General features: G+C 69.3%; 20 protein-coding genes and 1 pseudogene. 12 read left to right on the plus strand and 9 right to left on the minus strand.

What is annotated here, in order from left to right:
• Positions 1-10: 10 nt before the first annotated feature.
• The 7 genes from PHR85_RS11865 to PHR85_RS11895 form a co-directional block, all read right to left on the minus strand.
• Positions 11-712 (minus strand): phosphatase PAP2 family protein, encoded by a 702-nt coding sequence (locus PHR85_RS11865; protein ID WP_300054548.1) that lies wholly within the window; start codon positions 710-712, stop codon positions 11-13.
• Entirely contained in the window at positions 709-2262 is a 1554-nt protein-coding gene (locus PHR85_RS11870; RefSeq protein WP_300054550.1) for a glycosyltransferase family 39 protein, read from the minus strand. Before PHR85_RS11870 ends, PHR85_RS11865 begins: the two co-directional genes overlap by 4 nt.
• Entirely contained in the window at positions 2259-3830 is a 1572-nt protein-coding gene (locus PHR85_RS11875) for a glycosyltransferase family 39 protein (protein ID WP_300054552.1), read from the minus strand. Before PHR85_RS11875 ends, PHR85_RS11870 begins: the two co-directional genes overlap by 4 nt.
• A complete protein-coding gene (locus PHR85_RS11880) occupies positions 3799-4827 on the minus strand; it encodes a glycosyltransferase family 2 protein (RefSeq protein ID WP_300054553.1) in 1029 nt (342 codons plus the stop codon). The genes PHR85_RS11875 and PHR85_RS11880 overlap by 32 nt, the downstream gene beginning before the upstream one ends.
• A 19-nt stretch (positions 4828-4846) precedes the next feature.
• Entirely contained in the window at positions 4847-5782 is a 936-nt protein-coding gene (locus PHR85_RS11885; protein ID WP_300054555.1) for a lysylphosphatidylglycerol synthase domain-containing protein, read from the minus strand.
• A gap of 28 nt (positions 5783-5810) precedes the next feature.
• Entirely contained in the window at positions 5811-6635 is an 825-nt protein-coding gene (locus PHR85_RS11890) for a phosphatase PAP2 family protein (RefSeq protein ID WP_300054556.1), read from the minus strand.
• Positions 6636-6708: 73 nt separating this feature from the next.
• Entirely contained in the window at positions 6709-7875 is a 1167-nt protein-coding gene (locus tag PHR85_RS11895; RefSeq protein WP_300054557.1) for a nucleotide sugar dehydrogenase, read from the minus strand.
• Between the two features lie 83 nt (positions 7876-7958).
• Between PHR85_RS11895 and argS the strand changes: the two genes are divergently transcribed.
• The 8 genes from argS (at position 7959) to PHR85_RS11935 (ending at position 15900) form a co-directional block, all read left to right on the plus strand.
• Positions 7959-9632, plus strand: coding sequence for an arginine--tRNA ligase (argS, locus tag PHR85_RS11900; RefSeq protein ID WP_300054559.1), 1674 nt, complete (start codon positions 7959-7961; stop codon positions 9630-9632).
• A gap of 3 nt (positions 9633-9635) precedes the next feature.
• Positions 9636-10268: an SPOR domain-containing protein gene (locus PHR85_RS11905; RefSeq protein WP_300054561.1), complete on the plus strand. Its 633-nt coding sequence runs from the start codon at positions 9636-9638 to the stop codon at positions 10266-10268.
• Between the two features lie 27 nt (positions 10269-10295).
• Positions 10296-10931 (plus strand): thiol:disulfide interchange protein DsbA/DsbL, encoded by a 636-nt coding sequence (locus PHR85_RS11910; protein WP_300054562.1) that lies wholly within the window; start codon positions 10296-10298, stop codon positions 10929-10931.
• Between the two features lie 136 nt (positions 10932-11067).
• The gene (gene lptA / locus PHR85_RS11915) at positions 11068-11688 is read left to right on the plus strand and encodes a lipopolysaccharide transport periplasmic protein LptA (protein ID WP_300054563.1); all 621 of its coding nucleotides are present in this window, start codon (positions 11068-11070) and stop codon (positions 11686-11688) included.
• Positions 11685-12440 (plus strand): LPS export ABC transporter ATP-binding protein, encoded by a 756-nt coding sequence (gene lptB / locus PHR85_RS11920; protein ID WP_300054564.1) that lies wholly within the window; start codon positions 11685-11687, stop codon positions 12438-12440. Before lptA ends, lptB begins: the two co-directional genes overlap by 4 nt.
• Before the next feature lie 13 nt (positions 12441-12453).
• On the plus strand, positions 12454-14070 hold the full coding sequence (rpoN, locus tag PHR85_RS11925; protein ID WP_300054591.1) for an RNA polymerase factor sigma-54: 1617 nt from the start codon (positions 12454-12456) through the stop codon (positions 14068-14070).
• Positions 14071-14131: 61 nt separating this feature from the next.
• A complete protein-coding gene (locus tag PHR85_RS11930; protein WP_300054565.1) occupies positions 14132-15487 on the plus strand; it encodes a THUMP domain-containing protein in 1356 nt (451 codons plus the stop codon).
• Positions 15484-15900 (plus strand): putative toxin-antitoxin system toxin component, PIN family, encoded by a 417-nt coding sequence (locus PHR85_RS11935; protein ID WP_300054566.1) that lies wholly within the window; start codon positions 15484-15486, stop codon positions 15898-15900. Before PHR85_RS11930 ends, PHR85_RS11935 begins: the two co-directional genes overlap by 4 nt.
• A gap of 226 nt (positions 15901-16126) precedes the next feature.
• Here the strand turns inward: PHR85_RS11935 and PHR85_RS11940 are convergent, their stop codons facing one another.
• Both PHR85_RS11940 and PHR85_RS11945 read right to left on the minus strand, forming a co-directional pair.
• Positions 16127-16858 (minus strand): PilZ domain-containing protein, encoded by a 732-nt coding sequence (locus PHR85_RS11940; RefSeq protein WP_300054568.1) that lies wholly within the window; start codon positions 16856-16858, stop codon positions 16127-16129.
• 130 nt (positions 16859-16988) lie between these two features.
• Complete coding sequence (locus PHR85_RS11945; protein WP_300054570.1) at positions 16989-18179, minus strand: phosphoglycerate kinase; 1191 nt, start codon at positions 18177-18179, stop codon at positions 16989-16991.
• A 135-nt stretch (positions 18180-18314) separates the two neighbouring features.
• Between PHR85_RS11945 and PHR85_RS11950 the strand changes: the two genes are divergently transcribed.
• The 4 genes and pseudogenes from PHR85_RS11950 to PHR85_RS11965 all read left to right on the plus strand — a co-directional run.
• Positions 18315-18917, plus strand: a complete 603-nt coding sequence (locus tag PHR85_RS11950) for a LemA family protein (protein WP_300054572.1) — start codon at positions 18315-18317, stop codon at positions 18915-18917.
• Positions 18917-19801: a TPM domain-containing protein gene (locus tag PHR85_RS11955; protein WP_300054574.1), complete on the plus strand. Its 885-nt coding sequence runs from the start codon at positions 18917-18919 to the stop codon at positions 19799-19801. The genes PHR85_RS11950 and PHR85_RS11955 overlap by 1 nt, the downstream gene beginning before the upstream one ends.
• Before the next feature lie 136 nt (positions 19802-19937).
• Positions 19938-22259, plus strand: a complete 2322-nt coding sequence (locus PHR85_RS11960) for an NADP-dependent malic enzyme (protein ID WP_300054575.1) — start codon at positions 19938-19940, stop codon at positions 22257-22259.
• Between the two features lie 347 nt (positions 22260-22606).
• Positions 22607-23002 (plus strand): annotated as a pseudogene (locus PHR85_RS11965) (barstar family protein); the annotation flags it as partial.
• Positions 23003-23250: the final 248 nt, after the last annotated feature.

Consider the following 23250-nt stretch of genomic DNA (forward strand, 5'->3'; position numbering starts at 1 on the left):
GTCTAGCCTTTCAGGCGGCTTGCTGCCGCAACTTGTGCCAGCGCCGCAGGCGCCAGCGGGTCCAGCACGCGCGGATGGCCAGGCTGGTGCCCCACAGCAGCAGCCCGCAGAACAGCACGTCGGACAGGAAATGCCCACCCTGCGCGATGCGCAGCGCGCCCAGCAGCAGGCCGGCGCTCCAGCCGGTCACCAGCCAGAAGCGGCGGCGGCGCGGTGCGGCCAGCGCCCCGAGCGCGATCAGCGCGAAGCCGGTGCCGGCGTGGCCGCTGACGAAGGAGCAGTTGCGCCGGCATTGCGCAGCCGGTTGCCAGGGCGGGGTGAAGCTGGTCGAGCCACCGAACTGGGTCACCTGCACCGGGCGCGCGCGGCCCCAGTGCTCCTTCAGCACGCCATGGGCCAGCAGGCCGAGGCCGAACACCAGGCCGAGGAACAGGGCGGCGGCGGGCCGGGTCAGCCGGCGCGGTCCGGGCTGGCGCGTGTAACGCCCCAGCAGCCAGCCAGCCAGCGAGCCGACCAGCAGCAGCCGGCCGACCCAGGGCACGGTGTGGTGTACCACCTGCACCCAGGGCTGGTCGTCGATCCAGAAGCCGCTGTCAGGGCGGTAGAACCAGGCGCTGACCGGCAGGTCGAGTGCCGGCCAGGCGAGGTAGATCAGCAGCAGCGCGATGAAGAGCGACAGCCAGGCTCGGGTTTCGCGTCGGGTCGCGTTCATCGGCTGATTGCCTCGCGGCCCGCCTGGGCGGCCGGTCTGCCTTGCAGCAGCCAGGCCTGCAGGTGTAGCCGGCCTGAATCCGACTGGGCCAGCAAGCGTGAGCCGGGGTAGCGGGCCAGCAGTCCGGCGGGTGGCTCGCCCTGGCCGAGGAAGATCGCGCCTTGCGGGTTCCGATCGGGCCGGAAGGGCTGCTTCCAGTCGAAATGGTGGCGCACCTGGCCGTCGGCGCTCCAGGACCGCAGGGTCGGCTGCAGCGCGCGCAGTTCGTAGCCGGTCTGCACCAGCAGGGTGCGGTCGTCCAGCACCCAGGGCAGATCGCGCTGTGGTGCCAGCACCGGCCGCAGCGCGCCCAGCGCCTCGTGCCAGCCGCGCATGCGGCTCCAGATGTCCCAGGCCGGCTTGCCGGCCGCCACCGGCGCGCCGATCCAGCGCCTGAGGTCGCCGCCGAGCGCGATCGCCGCCGACAGCGCCAGGCCGGCCAGTACCCAGGTCGCCAGCGTCTTGCACGAGATCTTGCTGCGCCAGGTCAGCCAGCCGGCCGCCAGGCAGACACCCAGCAGGGCCGGCAGCGCCCAGTTGACCTGGGCCTTGGCGCGCAAGGCCTGCAGCAGGCCGAGCGCGAGCAGCGGCCAGGCGAAAGCCCAGGCGTAGGATAGAGCGGCCCAGAGCGTGGGATTCCCTGCGGCGGGCTGATCGATTGGCTGGCGGCGGCGCTTCCAGGCCAGCGCCAGCATGGCCAGTCCGGCCGGGCCGAGCAGCAGCAGCTGACCGAGGCCGAATTCCAGCGCCGAGCCCAGCTTGTGGCCCAGGCCAGCGGCGCGGTCCGTGGCGCTCGCGGCGCCGCCGTGCACCGTGATGTCGAGCGTGTGGTGCAGCGTCGGCCAGCCGTTGTGCATGTTCCAGAACAGGTGCGGCAGCAGCAGCAGCGCCGCGATGCCACCGGCCAGCGCCAGGCCGGCCAGCAGCCGGCCACGCCGGGCCGGTGGGCAGCGCCACAGCAGCCAGAGCGCCGACAGGCTCAAGGCGCCGGCGGTGTATTTGGACAGCACCGCCAGCCCGAGCGCGACCCCGGTCAGCGTCCACCAGCACCAGGCCGCCGCGCCCTCGGCGTGCGCCGCGCGCCAGGCTCCCAGCATGACGAGCGACCAGAACAGCATCAGCACCGAGTCGGTGGTCACGCTCAAGCCCAGCAGCCCGGAGGCCGGTGTCGCGGCCAGCAGCGCGGCGGCGGCCACGCCGGCGCGCTCGCTGCCCATGGCCTTGCCGAGGCGCCAGAGCACCGCCGAGGCCAGCAGCCAGGCGACCATCGCCAGCGCCTTGACGCCGAGCAGGCCGTCGCCGAACAGCCCGGTCGAGAGCCGGATCAGCCCGACCAGCAGCGGCGGCTTGGAGAAATAGCCCCATTCGAGCGCCTGCGACCAGTACCAGTACTGGGCCTCGTCGACATGCAGGCCGGCGCCGTTGTGCGCAACCTGCCAGAGTCGCCAGGCCAGCAGCAGTGCCAGCGCCAGCGGAACCGCCAGCGCGGGCCGGAGCTTGCCGCCGATCATGGTCGCGGCTCCGCGAGCCGGCGCACGATCAGCAGGCCGCGCTGCTCGAAGACGACTTCATGCGGATAGGGGAAATCGCCCAGCCGATGCCGCTTGACCAGTGCCAGTTCGCCGACAGCGGGATCGCGCTGCACGGCTGGGATGCCTCGGTAATAGGCGAAGCTGGGCTGGTGCATGCGCCACTGGACCACGGTCTCAGAGCGTCCCTGTGCCCACAGTCCGGCCGCCTTGAACGGCCCCTGCAGCGTGTCGGACAGCCAGGGGATGACGGCGCCGACCCACAGCAGCGCGACCGCCAGCACGGCCGCGCCAAAGCGTGGGCCGAAGTCGAAGCGGCGCAGCAGCAGCGCCGCCAGGGCCAGCGCGCCAGCCAGCCCGGTCCAGAGTGGCAGCGGGCCGGCGCCGGGCGCGGTCTCGAACAGGCCACGCACCCAGACATCCTTGACCTGGGGCGCCAGCGCGGGCAGCAGGGTCGGCAGCGCGGCGGCCAGCGCCAGCTGCAAGGCCAGCACGGTCCAGAGCGCGGCGCGGCCGAAGCGGCCGATCGCCCAGAGCTGGCGCGCCATCAGCAGCGCCAGCGGCGCCACGCCATACAGCATGTAATGCGGCAGCTTGGTGCCCGAGGCCGAGAACAGCGCGAACACGAAGCCGGCCCACAGCAGCAGGAAGCGTGACAGCGGATCGCGCCACAGCACGCGCGCCCTTGCCAGCACCGCGATCAGCAGCGGTGACCAGGGCAGCAGCAGCAGCGGCAGTGCGATCAGGTAATAGACGAAGCCGCCGCCATGGCCTTCGAGGGTGCCGGTGAAGCGCTCGACGTTGTGCTTCAGGAAGAAGCCGTCGATGAAGGCCTGGCCGTGGCGCTGGAGCGCGTAGAGGTACCAGGGCAGGGCTACGATCAGCGCGATCAGCCAGCCCAGCGGATCCCAGGCCGCGCGCAGCGCGGTGCGGCCCCGGTCGCTGAACAGCGACCACAGCACCAGCGCCCCACCCGGCACCACCACCGCGACCGGCCCCTTGGCCAGCAGCCCGAGGCCGCACCAGAAATAGGCCCAGCGCAGCGGCTTGCGCTGGCCGCTTTCGGCGAACCGCCAGAGCGAGAGCGAGATCGCCACCAGCAGCGCGTTGAGCAGGCCGTCGGCGGTCGAGGCGCGCCCGATCGCCAGCAGGCCCAGGCCGCTGCCGAGCACCAGCGCGGCCAGCGCACCGGTCTGCTGACCCCAGCGCCGGGTGGCAAAGCGGCCCGCCGCCAGCGTGGCGGCCAGCACGCACAGCGCCGATGGCAGTCGCGTCGCCCATTCGTTGACGCCAAAGACCGCCATCGACGCCGCCTGCAACCAGTAGACCAGGATCGGCTTGTCGAAGCGGTCGGTGCCGTTGAGGGTGGTGTGGCCCCAGTCGCCCGAGCTCAGCAGCTCGCGCGTGGCCTCCGAGAAGGCGCCCTCGTCGACGTCGAACAACGGCGCCGCGCCGAGCCGCCACAGGTAAAGCAGCACCAGCGCGAGCGCCACGGCCCAGAGCCGGGGCGCTGCCCGCTCAGACGGCGGCATCGGTCTTGCCCTGGCCATGCCAGCCCTCTTGAACAGCGCGCGGGTCGGGTCGCATCACCTGGTAGGAACGCGCCCCGCTCTGGTCGAAGTAGCTGCGCATCAGGATCTCGGCCAGCACGCCGGTGGTCAGCATCTGCACCCCGGCCAGCACCGAGAAGAAGCCCAGCCAGAGCAGCGGCCGGCCGCCGACATCCTGCCCGAGCAGCTTGAGCACGCCGAGATAGGCCAGCATCAGGCCGCCGATCGCGGACAGGATCAGGCCGAAGCCGCCGAAGAAATGGCCCGGGCGGGTGCCGAAGCGCAGGAAATAATGCATCGCCAGCAGGTCGACGATGACGCGGAAGGTGCGCGAGATGCCGTACTTGGACTCGCCCATGCGGCGCGCGTGATGCCGCACCGGCTCCTCGGCCATGCGGCCCGGCGAGGTCACCGTCGCCAGCCAGGCCGGGATGAAGCGGTGCATCTCGCCGTAGAGCCGGACCTGGCGCAGCACGTCGCCACGGAAGGCCTTCAGGCTGCAGCCCAGGTCCTTGAATTCCAGTCCCGAGACCTTGCGGATCAGCCGGTTGGCGATCATCGAGGGCAGCTTGCGCAGCAGGAAACCGTCCTGGCGCTTCTGGCGCCAGCCCGCGACCATGTCGAGGTCCTCGGTCAGCAGGCGCGACACCAGCCTGGGGATGTCGCGCGGGTCGTTCTGCAGGTCGCCGTCCATGGTCACGATCACGTCGCCGCGCGCGGTGTCGATGCCGGCCTGCATCGCGGCGGTCTGGCGGAAGTTGCGGCGCAGCTCGACCACATGGACATGGTTGCCGAGCTCGGCGGCACGCTGGCGCAACTCGCGCGGCGTGCCGTCGGTGCTGCCGTCGTCGACCACGATCAGCTCCCAGGGTTGCGGGTAGTCCCGCAGCGCCTCCTGCACCGCATCGATCTGCAGCCGGGCGTTGTCTTTTTCGTTGTACATCGGTACCACCACCGACAGGCGGTGCGGCGGCAGGGGAAAGGTCGGCTCGGACATGTGGTGATCTTGTTGGGTTTCAGGCCGGACCTGGTCCGGACGGGTGGCGGCGCAGGTCGCGGTGGCTCCAGCCCAGCAGGCGTGCGACGATGGAGGAGCCGACCGTGACGGCCAGCGCCAGCAGGTGCACGACCAGCGCGGCCAGCGCGATCTCGCTCCAGGGCGCTTCGGCCGCGCTGCGGATGGCGGCGATGACACCGGCCTCGTAGGGGCCGAAGCCGGCTGGCGGCTGTACCGGCAGCGCGGCGGCCAGCTCGCCGCCGGTCGCGCCCTTGAGCGCGGCGTCGAAGTCGATCGGCAGCAGGCTCGGCAATGGCCAGCCGATGGCCGCGAGTTTAACGATCCAGTTCGAGACCGCATAGGCCCAGCTGGCCCAGGCCGGCGGCGGCAGTTGGCGACCGCTCTCGCCGCTGCGGCGCGCGGCGCGCTCCTGCACGATGAACCAGACCGCGGGCAGCAGCCAGATCGCCGTCACCAGCATGGCCGCCAGCAGCAGCAGGCGCCAGGGCCAGCCGAAGGGCGCGAAGAGCGCGAGCGCGAGCACCGCGAGCACCGCCATGTCCTGCAAGCGCAGGCGCAGCAGGCTCAAGCCCGCCTGGCGCAGCGGCACGCCACCCTGGCGGTGCAGCGCCCAGACATAGATCGCCTCGCCGCCGCGCATGGGAACGAGCACCACCCAGGCGCTGTGGCGCACCATCAGGCCCCAGGCCTCGCGCCAGCCCATGCGCAGCGGGCCGCGCCATTCGGCGCGCACCCGGCCGGCGCGCAGCAGGTGGCTGGAGGCCAGCCCCAGCGTCGAGAGCAGCCAGACATGGACCGGTACGCGTGCCCCGGCCAGCGCCGCCTGCCGCCAGTCGACCTGGCGCAGCATCCAGCCCAGCGCGACGACGGCCGCCAGCGTGACCAGGACGGTGATCCAGAATTTCTTGCCTGATGGCTTGTGTTTCTTGCTCATCGCTGCCTTGTTCAGCTATCAGCCGCCATCAGCCGCGGGCGCGGCGTTGACCCAGCCAGGTCGCCAGCCGCCAGCCGGCGCTGGCCAGCGCGGCCAGACCGAGCGCCCATTGCAGCGCTTCCGCCTGGGGGTAACCTTCGCGGGCCGTGAAGGCGGCCAGCGCGCCGAGCAGCTCGACCGCCAGCGCAACCCAGACCGACATCCAGATGCCCTGGCGCAGCCAGCGGGATTGCAGCTGCCAGCCCAGCGCGGCGACCGCGACCCCGAGGCCGGCGCCGACCAGGATGTCGGCCGGCCAGTGCGCGCCGACCGCGACGCGCGAGAGCGCCATCAGCGCGCCCAGCGCCCAGGCCAGCGCCCGCAGCCAGAGCGGCCTGCCGTCGCGGCGCAGCAGGCAGACCCAGAGCGTCGCGATGCTGAACGCGGCCAGCGCGTGGCCCGACGGCATGGCGGGGCTGTTGAGCACCGGGCTGCCGATGAAATGCAGCGCGCCCTCGGGCAGCACCAGCCCCGGGCGTGGCTGCGCGAACCACAGCTTGAGCGCCTGCGCCAGTCCGCCGCCGAGCAGGAAGGCCAGCAGCACGGCACGGCCGCCTTCGACCCCGCGGTCGGCCACGCTGACCAGGATCAAGGCCGACCAGCCGAAGGCCAGCAGCGTCAGCCCGGCCCAGACGCCATCGGGCAGCAGTCCCAGGCCGTTGCCCCACAGCATGGCGGCCTGGTTCCAGGGCGAGCCGTGCAGCAGCGCGCCGGCCACGATCAGTGCCAGCGCCACCAGCCACCAGCGACGGGGGATGGCCTGCGGCGCCTGGCCAGGGCAAGCGCTGGGCGCCGGTTTCGAGGGAGCGGGCATGGCAAGGCGGGCCGGAAAACGAGGGGAACCGATTTTATCCCCTGCCAGCTGTATCAGTTTGGGGCGGATCGCCTCAGTCGCTGCCGAACAGATCGCGCGTGTAGACCTTCTGGCTCACGTCGGCGAGATCGGCGGTCTGGCGGTTCGCGACGATGACGTCGCACTGCTGCTTGAAACTTGCCAGGTCGCGCATGATCTCGGAGCCGAAGAAGTCGTCGGCTTCCAGTACCGGCTCGTACACCACCACCTTGACGCCCTTGGCCTTGAGTCGCTTCATCACGCCCTGCACGCTGCTGGCGCGGAAGTTGTCGCTGCCGGCCTTCATGACCAGGCGATAGACGCCCACCACCTTCGGGCGGCGGCGCAGGATGTCATCGGCGATGAAGTCCTTGCGCGTGCTGTTGGCGCTCACGATGGCGCTGATCAGCGTCTGCGGCACGTCCTGGTAGTTGGCCAGCAGCTGCTTGGTGTCCTTGGGCAGGCAGTAGCCGCCGTAGCCGAAGCTCGGGTTGTTGTAGTGCGCGCCGATGCGCGGGTCCAGGCAGACGCCGTCGATGATCTGGCGCGTGTCCAGGCCGTGGCTGGCGGCGTAGCTGTCGAGCTCGTTGAAATAGGCCACGCGCAGCGCGAGGTAGGTGTTGGCGAACAGCTTGATCGCCTCGGCCTCGGTGCTGCCGGTGAACAGCACCGGCACGTCGGGCTTGAGGGCGGCGGCCTGCAGCAGGCCGGCGAAGACGCGCGCGCGCTCGGACTCCTCGCCCACCACGATCCGGCTCGGATACAGGTTGTCGTGCAGCGCCTTGCCCTCGCGCAGGAACTCGGGGCTGAAGATCAGCTTGTCCGTGCCGTACCGGGCGCGCGCCTTTTCGGTGAAGCCGACCGGAATGGTCGACTTGATCACCATCACCGCGTCCGGGTTGATCGCGATCACGTCGCGGATCACGGCCTCGACCGATCCGGTGTTGAAGTAGTTGGTCGCCGGGTCGTAGTCGGTCGGGGTCGCGATGATGACGTAGTCGGCGCCCTGGTAGGCCTCGCGCTTGTCGAGCGTGGCGCGCAGATTGAGCGGCTTGGTCGCGAGGTAATGCTCGATGTCGGCGTCCTCGATGGTGGACTGGCGGGCGTTGAGCAGCTCGACCTTGGCCGGGATGATGTCGAGCGCGACGACCTCGTGCTGCTGCGCGAGCAGCACGGCATTGGACAGACCGACGTAGCCGGTGCCGGCGATGGCGATTTTCATGGGGATCCTTCTGGAGGCGTGGCGATGGGCCTTGAAACCGTAACTGTAAGGTCAGGGCGGTGGCAACCGTAGAATCCTGCTCCATGCTCACCGTCAAAAACGAACTGCTCGCCGCCCTGGCCGCCGAGCTGGAACAACTCTCCCCCGGCGCCGGCGCGAAAGCCGCTTTTGAAAACCCGAAAGTGGCCGCGCACGGCGACTATGCCTGCACCGCCGCGATGCAGCTGGCCAAGGCGCTCAAGTCCAACCCGCGTCAGCTCGCGCAGCAGTTGGTCGATGCCCTGCTGGCCACCGCCCCCTACCAGCAGTGGGTGGATGCGCTCGAGATCGCCGGTCCGGGCTTCATCAACGTCAAGCTGAAAGCCGCCGCCAAGCAGCAGGTGGTGCGCGAGGTGCTCGAAGCGGGTGCCGCCTTTGGCCGGCGAGCCGCGCGCGACGAGCGCGTGCTGGTCGAGTTCGTCTCGGCCAACCCGACCGGCCCGCTGCATGTCGGCCATGGCCGCCAGGCCGCGCTGGGCGACGCGATCTGCAACCTGTTCCAGACCCAGGGCTGGAACGTGCACCGCGAGTTCTATTACAACGACGCCGGCGTGCAGATCCAGACCCTGGCCAACTCGACCCAGCTGCGCGCCCGCGGCTTCAAGCCCGGTGACGCCGAATGGCCGGATGCCGCCTACAACGGCGACTACATCCAGGACATCGCCGACGACTTCCTGGCCAGGAAGACCGTCAAGGCCGACGACCGCGAGTTCACCGCCAGCGGCGATGTCGAGGACCTCGACGGCATCCGCCAGTTCGCGGTCGCCTACCTGCGCCACGAGCAGGATCTCGACCTGAAGGCGTTCGAGGTCAAGTTCGACCATTACTACCTGGAATCCAGCCTCTACACCAGCGGCAAGGTGGAGGCCGCCGTGCAAAAGCTGCAGGCCGCCGGCAAGACCTACGAGCAGGACGGCGCGCTCTGGCTGCGCTCGACCGATTACGGCGACGACAAGGACCGCGTGATGCGCAAGTCCGACGGCGGCTACACCTACTTCGTGCCCGACGTCGCCTACCACATCACCAAGTTCGAGCGCGGCTTCGGCAAGGTGATCAACATCCAGGGCACCGACCACCACGGCACCATCGCGCGCGTGCGCGCCGGCCTGCAGGCGGCCAATGTCGGCATCCCCGAGGGCTATCCCGACTATGTGCTGCACACCATGGTGCGCGTGGTCAAGGGCGGCGAGGAGGTCAAGATCTCCAAGCGCGCCGGCAGCTATGTCACGCTGCGCGACCTGATCGAGTGGACCAGCAAGGACGCGGTGCGCTTCTTCCTGCTGAGCCGCAAGCCCGATACCGAATACACCTTCGACGTCGACCTCGCGATCCAGCAGAACAACGACAACCCGGTGTTCTACGTGCAGTACGCCCACGCGCGCATCTGCTCGGTGCTGGCGGCCTGGGGTGGCGATGTCGCGACCCTCAAGGACGTCGACCTGTCCGCGCTGGAAGGTCCGCAGGCCCAGGCGCTGATGCTGCAGCTGGCCAAGTACCCCGAGATGCTGAGCGCCGCCGCGCAGGACTTCGCGCCGCACGACGTGACCTTCTACCTGCGCGAGCTCGCGTCGAGCTACCACAGCTACTACGACGCCGAGCGCATCCTGGTCGATGACGAGGCGGTCAAACGGGCCCGTCTCGCCCTGGTGGCAGCAACGGCGCAGGTGTTGCACAATGGACTGGCCGTGCTCGGTGTCAGCGCGCCACGGAAAATGTAAATCATGAAAAAGCACAGGGGGGGAACCCTGCTCGGATTCGTCCTGGGTCTGCTGGTCGGTCTCGGGGCCGCGCTCGCGGTCGCGGTCTATGTCTACAAGGGGCAGGACACGCTGGTCAAGTATGTCCCGCCGCCCGGCGCCGTGCAGGACGCGAAGGAGCAGGAGCGCAACCGGGACTGGAACCCGAACGCGGGCCTGGCGAGCAAGAGCGTGCCCCAGCCCAAGCCGATCGAGGCTACCGCCACGCCCGCACCGGCATCCGTACCTGCATCGGCTCCCGTTTCCGTCGTCGAACCTGGCAAGTCGGCGCCGGTCGCCAAGCCCCAGGCCAAGGATTCGCTTGGCGAGCTGATCGAGTCCCGCGTCGAGGCCAATGCCGCGAACGCGGCCAAGACCGATTCCTTCATCTATTTCCTGCAGGCTGGTGCCTTCCGCGCCCCCGAGGAGGCCGAGTCCCAGCGCGCCAAGCTCGCGATGCAGGGCTTCGACTTCAAGGTCAGCGAGCGCGAGCAGGCCGGCCGGCTGGTCTACCGCCTGCGCCTCGGGCCCTTCCGCAGCAAGGCCGAGGTCGATCAGGCGCAGGAGCGCCTCGTGGACCATGGCGTCGAGGTCACGCTGGTGCGCAGCCAGCGCTGAATTCCCCACCGGATCAGGAGTCTTACCGTGATACCACGTCGATCATTCAACCGCACCCTGCTGGCGGGCTCTGTCCTGGCCGGTACCGGCCTGCTGGGTCTGCCCGCCCGGGCGCAGTCCGCTTTCAAGGAGGGCAAGGACTTCCAGCGCCTCAAGCAGCCCGTGGCCGTCGATGCCCCGGCCGGCCAGGTCGAGGTGCTGGAGTTCTTCTCCTACGGCTGCATCCACTGCTTCCAGTTCGAGCCCCTGGTCAAGGCCTGGCTCAAGCAGAAGCCGGCCCATGTGGCGTTCCGGCGCGTGCCGGTGTTCGCCGAGCCACTGCAGCGCGCCTACTATGCGCTCGAGGCCATGGGCCAGCTGGAGGCGGCGCACGACAAGCTGTTCGCGCTGTTCTTCACCGACTCGGTGCGACCGGCCAGCAACAAGCCCGAGGCGGTGGCCGACTGGGTGGCCAAGGCCGGCGTCGACCGCGTCAAGTTCCTGCAGGCCTACCAGTCCTTCGGCGTCGCCGGCAAGGTCAGGCGCGCCACCCAGCTGGCCGACCTGTACCAGGTCGAGGGCACGCCGGCGGTCGGCGTCGCCGGTCGCTTCCTGGTGCCGGGACAGGCCGAGCGCACGCTGCCGATCGTCAATGCGCTGATCGCCGAAGTCCGCAAGGGCTGAGGCGGGGGAGTCTGACACTCGGGGCCTGCCGTCGCGCAGGCTTTTTCGTGTCTGTTTCACGCCAGAGCGCTTGCGGCGCGTGACGGGATCGCACCCTGTCGCTACAATGAATGCAAGTTTCGTGCCGCTTTTGACCATGCCCCAGACCTCATTCCCACGCCCTCTGCTGACCGCCCTGCTGGCGCTGGTCTGTGCCTGCGGCGCGCCCGCCGCGCTGGCCGAGCGCGCCGACCGTGAAAAGCCCATGAACGCCGAGGCCGATGCGCTGCGCTACGACGATGCGCGCCAGACCAGCGTCTTCAGCGGCCGGGTCGTGATCACCAAGGGCACGATCCAGATTCGCGGCGCCCAGGTCGAGGTCAGGCAGGACCCGCAGGGTCACCAGTTCGGCCTCGTGCTGGCCGGCCCCGGCCAGCCGGCCAGCTACCGCCAGAAGCGCGACAACGTCGACGAGCATATCGAGGGCGAGGCGCAGCGGATCGAATATGACGGCCGCGCCGACCAGGTCAAGTTCATCGGCCAGGCGGTGCTGCGCCGCTACCGGGGCACGACCTTGAGCGACGAGACCGCTGGCGCCGTGATCGTCTACGACAACCAGACCGAGGTGTTCCGCGTCGATGGCGGGCCGGCGAGCGCATCCGCCAGCAACCCCTCGGGCCGAGTGCGCGCGACCCTCGCGCCCAGGTCGCAGGTCCAGGAGCAACCGGCCAAGCCCGTGCCCCTGCAGCCCAGCACCGGCTTGAGGAGCAAGCCGTGAGCGCGTCCTGCGCCAGCCGGCTCGAGGTGCGCGGGCTGCAGAAGTCCTACGGCAGCCGGATGGTGGTCAAGGACGTCTCGCTCTCGGTCGAGTGCGGCGAGGTGGTCGGCCTGCTCGGCCCCAACGGCGCCGGCAAGACCACCTCCTTCTACATGATCGTGGGCCTGGTGCGGGTCGACGCCGGCCAGATCCTGCTCGACGGTCAGCCGATCGAGGACCTGCCGATGCATCGCCGCGCCCGGCTCGGGCTCGGCTACCTGCCGCAGGAGGCATCGATCTTTCGCAAGCTCAGCGTCGAGGACAACATCCGCGCCGTGCTCGAACTGCAGGCCGACCCGGCCGGCAAGCCGCTGTCCAAGGCCGAGATCGAGCGCCGGCTTGAGGCCCTGTTGCAGGAACTGCACATCGAGCACCTGCGCGCCACGCCGGCGCCCGCGCTGTCGGGCGGCGAGCGGCGCCGGGTCGAGGTCGCGCGCGCGCTCGCGACCGACCCGCGCTTCATCCTGCTCGACGAGCCCTTCGCGGGCGTGGACCCGATCGCCGTGATCGAGATCCAGCGCATCATCGGCTTCCTGACCGCGCGCGGCATCGGTGTGCTGATCACCGACCACAACGTGCGCGAGACGCTGGGCATCTGCGACCACGCCTGCATCATCAGCGAGGGCCGGGTGCTGGCCCAGGGCACGCCGGCCGAGATCGTCGAGAACGCCGACGTGCGCCGGGTCTATCTCGGCGAACATTTCCGGATGTGATGCACCCATGTCAATGAAACCCGGCTTGTCGCTGCGCACCTCGCAGCAGCTGGCGCTGACGCCACAGCTGCAGCAGTCGATCCGCCTGCTGCAGCTGTCCACGCTCGAGATGGCGCAGGAGGTCGAGCAGATGCTCGACGAAAACCCCTTCCTGGAGCTCGAAGCCGAGGCCACCGAGCGCGAGGAGCAAGACCTGGCCCAGGCCGAGGCAGCGTCCAGCCTGGGCGACCCCTCGGCCGAGGTGGCGGACTTTGCGTCCGCCCCGCCTGGCGCGAGCTCGGGCGCGGCCGCGGAGCCCGATGCGGCGGCTGCTCCGGCCGCCGAGTCCGGCCTCGACGGCGGCGAGGAGTCCGGCGCGCTCGAACCCGAGCCCGACTGGGAGGGCGACGGCACGGTCGAATTCAGCCCGGACGACGGCGATTGGGGCGGCGAGGCGCCGGCCCGTCAGGGCTCGGGCAGCGACGAGGAAGGGGCGAGCGCCATCGACCTCGCGAGCGAGTGGATCACGCTGCAGTCCCACCTGCATCAGCAGTCGCTGTCGCTGCGCCTGAACGAGGAGGAGGGCGCCGCGCTCCATTTCCTGATCGAGTCGCTCGATGACGATGGCTACCTGGCCGATCCGCTGCCCGAGCTGGTCGAGGCCCTGCTGCTGCAGGAGGAACGGGCGCGCGGCCAGCCCTGGCCCGAGGCGCTGCGTTTCGAACGCCAGGAGGCCTTGCGGCAGCTGCTGCAGACCGCCTTGCACTGGCTGCAGCACATGGAGCCGACCGGTGTCGGCGCGCGCGACCTGGCCGAATGCCTGAAACTGCAGATCCTCGAGCTGCGCAACAGCCCGGTGGCGCGCGCGGCGCTGGCGATCTGCGAGCAGCCGCTCGAACTGATGGCCAGGCGCGATCTCAAGCGCCTGGTCGCGCAATGCGGCATCGACGAGGCGTTGGCCCGCGAGGCGCTGGCGCTGATCATGCGGCTCGAACCCAAGCCCGGCCGGCGCTTCGCCGATGTGCAGCGCAACATCATCGTGCCCGATGTGATCGTGAGCGCCGAGGGGCAGGGCTTCGAGATCCGGCTCAATCCCGACGTCATGCCGCGCCTGCGCGTGCACGACATCTACGCCCGCGCGATGCGTGGTCACAAGGGCGAGGCGGCCCAGGGCATGCAGCAGCGGCTGCAGGAAGCGCGCTGGTTCATCAAGAACATCCAGCAGCGCTTCGATACCATCCTGCGCGTCTCGACCGCGATCGTCGAGCGCCAGCGCCGCTTCTTCCAGCAAGGCGAGCTCGCGATGCGCCCGCTGGTGCTGCGCGAGATCGCCGACGAGCTCGGCCTGCACGAGTCCACCATCAGCCGCGTGACGACCGCCAAGTACATGGCGACGCCCTTCGGCACCTACGAGCTGAAGTATTTCTTCGGCTCCGGCCTGGGCACCGAGACCGGCGTCAGTGCGTCGAGCACGGCGGTGCGCGCGCTGATCAAGCAGCTGGTCGCGGCCGAGAACCCGAGCAAACCCCTGAGCGACAGCCAGCTCGCCGAGCTGCTCAAGGCGCAGGGCATCGAATGCGCGCGCCGCACCGTCGCCAAGTACCGCGAGGCGCTGCGCATCGCTCCGGCCAACCTGCGCAAGGCGCTCTGAGCCGACCGTTGCGCTTACACTCCCCGGCCCGCCCCCGTCCACCCGAGCACCGAGATCCGCCATGAATGCTTTGACCCTGTTCCTGCCTTGCGCCGCCGGCGTCGAGGGCTATCTGGCCGCCGAGATCGAGCGCATCACCGGCCTGCCGCAGGCCAGCATGCTGGCTTCGCGCGGCGGCGTCGAGCTGCCCGGCAGCTGGCGCGACGCGATGAAGCTCAACCTGCACAGTCGCCTGAGCCAGCGCGTGCTGGTGCGGCTCGCCTACCAGCCCTACCGCAGCGAGCATGATGTCTACGACATCGCGAACGAGGTGGCCTGGGAGATCTGGTTCACGCCGCGCCAGACCATCAAGGTCGAGATCACGGCCCAGCACAGCCCGCTGCAGAGCCTGAACTTCGCCGCGCTGCGGGTCAAGGACGCGATCTGCGACCGCCTGCGCGACAAGCGCGGCGAGCGCCCGAGCGTCGACACGCTGCGCCCCGATGTGCGCGTCTTCACCCACCTGACCCATGACGCCTGCACGGTCTACATCGACACCTCGGGCGAGCCGCTGTTCAAGCGCGGCTGGCGCGAGGACAAGGGCGACGCGCCGCTCAAGGAGACGCTGGCCGCCGCCATGATCGCCGCCACCGGCTGGACCGGCGAGCCGGGTCCGGACGGCCAGCCGGTGCCGCTCTACGACCCCTGCTGCGGCAGCGGCACGGTGCTGATCGAGGCGGCGCAGATGGCGCTGAACATCGCGCCCGGCCGGCAGCGCCGCTTCGGCTTCGAGAAGCTGCTGCCCTTCCAGCCCCATGTCTGGCAGGCGCTGAAGCAGGAGGCGCGGGACGCCGAGCGTCCGCTGCCGGCCCAGCCCTTCATCTTTGGCAGCGACATCGCCTTCCGCATGGTCGACTTCGCGCGCCGCAACGCCGAGCGCGCCGGCGTCATGCAGGTGCTCGAGCTGCGCGGCGGCGACGCGCTGCAGCGCATGCCGCCGACCCCGACCCCGGGCGTGCTGCTGCTGAACCCGCCCTATGGCGAGCGCATCGCGGCCGCCGGCGTCGCCGGCCAGCGCGCCGAGAGCCGCGCGGCCGGCCGTGGCGGCGCGCGCGTCTTCAGCGCCGGCGCCCCGGTCGAGACCACGCTGCGCGGGCGCGAGACCGCGCAGACCGCCGACGGACTGGAGAACAACGACTTCTTCGCCCAGCTCGCCTCGCATTGGAAGAAGCATTACGCCGGCTGGAGTGCCTGGCTGCTGACGCCCGACCTCAAGCTGCCGGGCAAGATGCGCTTCAAGGAATCGCGCCGGGTGCCGATGTGGAACGGCCCGATCGAATGTCGCCTGTTCCGCTTCGACCTGCTGGCCGGCTCGGCGCGCGGCAACCCGGCGGCTGGCTCAGGCGCTGGCACTGACGACGCTGCAGGCCGGGCATGAGCGCGCAGCCGCGCCTGGTCATCGACACCAACTGGCTGCTCGACCTCTGGGTGTTCGACGACCCGCGCGCGCGGCCGCTGCGTGCCGCGCTGGAAGCCGGCGCACTGCGCTGGCTGGCCACGCCGCCGATGCGCGTCGAGTTCGAGCGCGTGCTCGGTTATCCCCTGGTGGCCAGACGCTTGCAGGCTGGCGGCCGCGAGCCGGCCGCCTTGCTGGCCGAATTCGAGCGCCGGGTCGAGTGGGCCGAGCCCGCGCCGCGCGCGCCGGTGCGCTGCGCCGATCCGGACGACCAGGGCTTCATCGACCTGGCCTTGCAGCAGGGCGCGACCCTGTTGAGCAAGGACAAGGCCGTGCTGGCCTGCCGCAAGCGTCTGCAGGCGCTCGGCATCGCGGTGCAGCCGCATTGGCCTTGAAGCCTTCGATTCGGCATAAATGCTTCCGAAATATTTTTTTTGTCAGATATGTTGACAATGGCGCCAGCTTGCCTATAATTTATTTCAGGTTGTTTTGCGACAACCTCCCGCTTTTCCTCCCTGAGCGGGCGCCTTAGTGTGTGACAGCAAAAAGGCTTCCCAGCCCCGGTCCTTTAGACCGGGGTTTTTTTTGCCTGTTGCTTTTGAAAGGGATGCCGCCGAGCGCTCAATCGCACGCGCTGATCTGCAACTGGTAGAGAAAGCGCTGCAACAGCATCTGGTCAAGCGGGTCCATTTCGACGAAGCGCGCGCCCAGCAGTTGCTCGCCGCTCTTTTCTTCGGCCTCCAGCCGGCTCAGCAACTGGAGGCCGAAGCGGATCAACCCGAAGCCGGGCAGTTCGAGCGAGCAACCCTGCAGCACCGTCTCCCGTTCCAGCGGCAGGCGGGTCCCCGCGGGCAGGGCCAGGCATACCCCGCCTGCGGAAATGTCGATCAGCCGCAGCATCAGTCGGCCGAACTTGGCGGCGCCTTCATCCGTCATGGCGCGGCGCAGCGGCAGCTCGCACAGCAGTGAGGCTGGACTCGGCACCCGAAAGAACTCGCGCCGCTGCAGCCGGTGCACGCGCAGCGGCAGCCTGGCCGCATGAGCCAGCGCTTCGCCGGAGTCATCAGGCCGCAGGTTTTCGACCAGAAAGCAGGTCCGCGCGCTGCGCAGATTGGCCAGCACCGCGACCGACTGGCCGGCTCGCAGCAGCGGTCCCGCGGCAAAGCGCAACACCATGTCGTCGGACTCCCTGACCTCAAGGATCGTGGCCGTCACCGGCTCGGCCAGCAGACTGCCCCAGCATTGCACGATCGGCCCCCGCCTGGCCAGATCCCGCATGATCTGGCGGATCTCCAGGGGGGAGTCGATCCAGAACGGATCCCCTGCCGGTGGCAGCAAACTGGTATGGGTCATGGCGCTCCTTACTCAAGCAAACTTGAATTCTCCGTTGGCAATATAGCAAGAATTGACCGCCGAAAAAGCCGGCGCGCGGCCGGCTCTTGCCTGACGCGGGCGGGGCCGCATCGGCCCCGCCCGTTCGCGCTCAGGCGCGCTTGGCCAGCACCTCGAAGGCCGGCAGGGTCTTGCCTTCCAGCACTTCGAGGAAGGCGCCGCCGCCGGTCGAGATATAGCCCACATCGTCGGTGATGTGGTACTTGGCGATGGCCGCCAGCGTGTCGCCGCCGCCGGCGATCGAGAACGCCTCCGAGTGCGCGATCGCCGAAGCCATCATCTTGGTGCCGCCCGCGAACTGCGGGTACTCGAACACGCCGACCGGGCCGTTCCAGACGATGGTGCCGGCGTGCGCGATGATCTCGGTCAGCTTGGCCGAGGTCTTGGGGCCGACGTCCAGGATGCGGTCGTGCGGACCGACCTCCTCGACCGGGATGCGGTTGGCGCGCGCCAGCGCCGAGACCTCGTCGGCCACGACGACGTCGACCGGCAGCGGCACTTCGGCGCCGCGCTCCTTCATGATGTCCATCACCTGCTGCGCCTCGCGCACCATCTCGGGCTCGGCCAGCGAGTCGCCGATGCGCTTGCCGGCGGCCAGCAGGAAGGTGTTGGCGATGCCGCCGCCGACGATCAGCTGGTCGACCTTGGAGGCCAGCGTCTTGAGGATGCTCAGCTTGGACGAGACCTTGGAGCCGCCCACGATCGCCACCAGCGGGCGCTTGGGCTCCAGCAGGGCCTGGGTCAGCGCGTCCATCTCGGCCGCCAGCAGCGGGCCGGCACAGGCGATCGGCGCGGTCTCGGCGATGCCGTAGGTCGTGCCCTCGGCGCGGTGCGCGGTGCCGAAGGCGTCGTGCACGAAGATGTCGCACAGCTTGCCGAGCTTGGCGGCCAGCTCGGGCTTGTTCTTCTTCTCGCCGACGTTGAGGCGGCAGTTCTCCAGCAGCACCAGCTGGCCCGGCGCGAGGTCGAAGCCGCCGTCGACCCAGTTCGAGATCAGCGGCACCTCGCGTCCGAGCAGCTCGCCCAGGCGCTTGGCCACCGGGGCCAGGCTGTCCTCGGGCTTGAACTCGCCCTCGGTCGGGCGGCCCAGGTGCGAGGTCACCATCACGGCGGCGCCGGCGTCAAGCGCCATCTGGATCGCGGGCAGCGAGGCGCGGATGCGGGTGTCCTCGGTGATGTTGCCGTCATCGTCCTGGGGCACGTTGAGGTCGGCGCGGATGAAGACTCGCTTGCCGGCGGCCTGGCCGCTGGCGCAAATGTCGGAGAAACGCAGGAATTTCATGATGTTGGTGCAACAGCTGTTTGACCGGCCAATTGTAGGAGTCGTTTGCTCTCGCGGGTCCGTTGCTGTTGGTTCGATCGCATCGCGCCAGCTCCCGCATCGGCCTAGAATGGCGGCTCAACCGGGGAGAGCACGATGAGATTTCTGGCATGGCGGCGCGGGGCCTTGGCCCTGACATTGACGGCCGCATTGAGCGGCTGCGGCTACAACGACTTCCAGCGGCTCGACGAGCAGACCGGCTCGGCCTGGGCCGAGGTGCTCAACCAGTACCAGCGCCGCGCCGACCTGGTGCCCAATCTGGTCGCGACCGTCAAGGGCGAGGCGAACTTCGAGCAGGAAACGCTCACGCGCGTGATCGAGGCGCGCTCCAGGGCGACCGCGATCCAGCTCACGCCGCAGATGCTCGAAGATCCGCAGGCCATGCAGCGCTTCCAGGCCGCGCAGGGCCAGCTCGGCAGCGCGCTGAGCCGGCTGCTGGCGGTGTCCGAGCAATACCCCACCCTGAAGGCCAACCAGGCCTTTGGCGACCTGCGCGTGCAGCTCGAAGGCACCGAGAACCGCATCACCGTCGCGCGCAACCGCTACATCCAGACGGTGCAGGAGTACAACGTGCTCGCGCGCAGCTTCCCGAGCAACCTGACCGCGATGGTCTTCGGCTACCACCCCAAGGCCGGTTTCACGGTCGCCGACGAGGCGGCGATCAAGGTGCCGCCCAAGGTCGATTTCGGCACCAGGTGATGTCAACCCTGCGCTGGCTCTGGGCCTGGCTGCTGTGCAGCCTGCTGGCTTGGCCGCTGCCGGGTTTGGCACAGCCGCTGCAAGCCATTCCGCCGCTGAGCGCGCGCGTGATCGACCAGACCGCCACGCTGACCGAGCCGCAGCGCCGGGCGCTGGAGGACAAGCTGGCCGCCTTCGAGCGCGAGCGTGGCAGCCAGGTCGTCGTCCTGCTGCTGCGCACGACCGCGCCCGAGGACATCTTCAGCTACACCCAGCGCCTGGGCGACGCCTGGAAGATCGGCCGCAAGGAGGTCGGCGACGGCGTGCTGCTGGTGGTCGCCAAGGATGACCGTACCCTGCGCATCGCCACCGCCAAGGCGGTCGAGGGCGCGATCCCCGACCTGATGGCCAGCCGCATCATCGAAGCGGTCATCACGCCGCGCTTCAAGCAGGGCGATTTTGCCGGGGGGCTCGACGCCGGGGTGGACCAGATCCTGGCCCGGCTCAAGGGCGAGGCGTTGCCGCTGCCCTCGGCCCAGGCCAAGGCCGGACCGGGCACCAACTGGGAGGAACTGCTGATCTTCATCGGACTGGCGGCGCCCGTCATCACCCGCGTGTTGCGCGGCATCCTGGGCCGGACCCTGGGCAGCCTGGTGGCGACCGGCATCGTGGGCGGCATCGTCTGGTCCTTCACCGGCTCGCTCTTCATCGCCCTGGCGGCGGCCTTGCTGGCCGGTGTCATGGGTCTGCTGATGGCCCGCCTGCCAACCCGTGGCGGCGGTTCCGGACCAGGGGGGCCGGGCGGTGGCTGGGGTGGCGGATCGGGCGGCCGAGGCGGCGGCGGTGGCTTCTCCTCGGGCGGCGGCGGCAACTTCGGCGGCGGCGGTGCTTCCGGGCGCTGGTGAAGCCGTGCCTTTCGTCGCGCACCTGTGGTCAGCCTCAGGTGCCGCCTCGCTGTAGGGGCTTGCGCTGCTGCAATAATGCGCCATGGAGCTGACCGCACCATGCGGCAGCTCATTTCATCAGATGGAGACGATTCCCATGCCGCAACAGGAAGACAAGCGCAACGAACTGCGCCGCGCCGCCCTCGAATATCACGAGTTCCCGACCCCGGGCAAGGTGGCGATCGCCGCCACCAAGCAGCTGACCAACCAGCGCGATCTGGCGCTGGCCTACTCGCCCGGCGTCGCGGCGCCCTGCGAGGAAATCGTCGCCGACCCCAACAACGCCTTCAAGTACACCAGCCGTGGCAACCTGGTCGGTGTCATCACCAACGGCACCGCGGTGCTCGGCCTGGGCGACATCGGCCCGCTGGCGGCCAAGCCGGTGATGGAAGGCAAGGGCGTGCTGTTCAAGAAGTTCGCCGGCATCGATGTGTTCGACATCGAGATCAACGAGAAGGACCCGGACAAGCTGATCGAGATCATCGCCGCGCTCGAACCGACCTTCGGTGGCATCAACCTGGAGGACATCAAGGCGCCCGAGTGCTTCTACATCGAGAAGAAGCTCAAGGAACGCATGAAGATCCCGGTCTTCCACGATGACCAGCACGGCACCGCGATCGTGGTCGGCGCGGCGCTGCTCAACGGCATCAAGGTGGTCGGCAAGGACATCAAGAGCGTCAAGCTGGTGACCTCGGGCGCTGGCGCCGCCGCGCTGGCCTGCCTGGGCCTGCTGGTCAAGCTCGGCCTGCCGCGCGAGAACATCTATGTCACCGACCTGGCCGGCGTGGTCTACCAGGGCCGCACCGAGCTGATGGACGCCGACAAGGCGCAGTACGCGCAGCCGACCGACGCGCGCACGCTGCGCGAAATCATCGCCGGCGCCGACATCTTCCTGGGCCTGTCGGCCGGTGGCGTGCTCAAGCCCGACATGGTGGCGAGCATGGCCGAGCGCCCGCTGATCTTCGCGCTGGCCAACCCCACGCCCGAGATCCTGCCCGAGGAAGTCAAGGCCGTGCGCGACGACGCGATCATGGCGACCGGCCGCACCGACTACCCGAACCAGGTCAACAACGTCCTGTGCTTCCCCTACATCTTCCGGGGTGCGCTCGATGCCGGCGCCTCGACCATCACCGACGAGATGGAAGTGGCCGCGGTGCGCGCCATTGCCGACCTCGCGCAGGCCGAGCAGAGCGACGTGGTGGCGGCGGCCTATTCGGGCGAGACGCTGGCCTTCGGTCCCGAATACCTGATCCCCAAGCCGTTCGACCCGCGCCTGATGATGAAGATCGCGCCGGCGGTGGCGCAGGCCGCCGTCGACAGCGGCGTCGCGCAGCGCCCGGTGCAGGACATGGACGCCTACCGCGAGAAGCTGCAGAGCTTCGTGTTCGCGTCGGGCACCATGATGAAGCCGGTCTACGCGATCGCCAAGAAGGCGCTGCACAAGCGCGTCGCCTACGCCGAGGGCGAGGAAGAGCGCGTGCTGCGCGCCTGCCAGGTGATGGTCGACGAGGGCCTGGCGCGTCCGACGCTGATCGGTCGCCCGGCCGTCATCGCGCAGCGGGTCGAGAAGTTCGGCCTGCGCCTCCAGGAGGGCCTGGACTATGACGTCGTCAACGTCGAGCAGGATGACCGCTACCGCGACTTCTGGCAGACCTATCACCAGCTGGCGGCGCGCAAGGGCGTGACCGAGCAGCTGGCCAAGATCGAGATGCGCCGCCGCCTGTCGCTGATCGGCGCGATGCTGCTGCGCAATGGCGATGTCGATGGCCTGATCTGCGGCACCTGGGGCACTAGCTCGATGCACCTGAACTACATCGACCAGGTGATCGGCAAGCGTCCCGGCGCGCATTGCTACGCCGCGATGAACGCGCTGATGCTGCCGGGCCGCTCGGTCTTCATCGTCGACACCCATGTCAACTACGACCCGAGCGCCGAGCAGCTGGCCGAGATCACGATGATGGCGGCGCGCAAGATCATGCGCTTCGGCATCACGCCCAAGGCGGCGCTGCTGTCGCACTCGAACTTCGGCAGTTCCGATCAGCCGTCGGCGGTCAAGATGCGCCAGACGCTCGAACTGCTGCGCGAACAGGCGCCCTGGCTCGAGGTCGACGGCGAGATGCATGGCGACGTGGCGCTCGACGCGCAGGCGCGCGCCGCCATCATGCCCAACAGCACGCTGGCGGGCGATGCCAATCTGCTGGTCTGCCCCAACGTCGATGCGGCCAACATCGCCTACAACCTGCTCAAGACGGCGGCCGGTGGCGGCATCGCGATCGGCCCGATGCTGCTGGGCGTGGCCAAGCCGGTGCATATCCTGACCGCGAGCGCGACGGTGCGCCGCATCGTCAACATGACCGCGCTGACGGTGGCCGAGGCCAACATCGGCTCGCGTGCCGTGGGTGCTGCCGCGCAGGCCTGACGCGCGATTTCCCGGTCCGACCCTGGTGCGGTGCCATGTTGCGCTGCACCAGGGTTCTTGCTTTTTGGGGCCGCTTCAGGCACACTAGCGCGCTTGAATTTCAGGGTTTACCCTCACGATTTTCGTGCGGGTTGGCCCGTGAGCGAGAGGCATCGAGGTTCGGGCGCAGCCCTTGAGCTGGGCTTGGTTGCGCCCGATCAAGCGGGCAGGAAGCCCGCGACAGACCGCTGCAACGCGAATATACCCGATCCTGTCGCCACATCTCCGACCGCCGGCGCGAGCCTGAGCCGCAGCATAGGGCGAGCGGTCGCATCATCGACAACATTGAATTGGAAAGAGACTTGCGGATGGACCAGCCACTTCGTAACGTGCGCAGCAATATCGTTCAATCGATCCGGGCTTTCACGGTCAAGGACCTGCAGGCAGCGGCCGAGCAACTCGGCCACCATTTCCTCTACGCCAACCTGGCGACCGCCACCAACAAGCAGGACGTGCTCGACCTGATCGCCCAGCAGTACACGCTGCCGTCGACCTTCGGCAAGAACTTCGATGCGCTCTACGACTGCATGACCGACGTGGTGCACAAGTCGGGCCAGCAGACCGGCTTCATCGTCGTGCTCGAGCATATCCCGACCAGCCCCAAGTTCGACAAGGAAGCGCGCGAGCTGCTGCTCGACATCTTCCGCGACATCGCCGACTACTGGAACGACCGCAAGGTGCCGTTCCGCTGCTTCTACAGCTTCTCGGTGGCGCGCGCGACCAAGGGGGCCGAGCTCGGCGCCAGCGACGAGCCGACCCTGACCGACAAGCTGGTCGACGTCAGCCCGCAGGCGCTGCGCATGAGCAGCCCCTTCAACGCCGGCTACTGGCTCAGCGCGGCCTGACGGCCAGGCTCCTGGCGGGCAGCCAGGGCCTCGTTCAGTCGCCCCCCGGCCGATCCACTTCTGATCCCGCCAGCCAAAGGCCCGTCGCAAGCGGGCCTTTGGTCCGT

This window comes from Malikia sp., from assembly GCF_028687635.1.
In the GTDB taxonomy this organism is placed as follows: Bacteria; Pseudomonadota; Gammaproteobacteria; order Burkholderiales; family Burkholderiaceae_C; genus Malikia.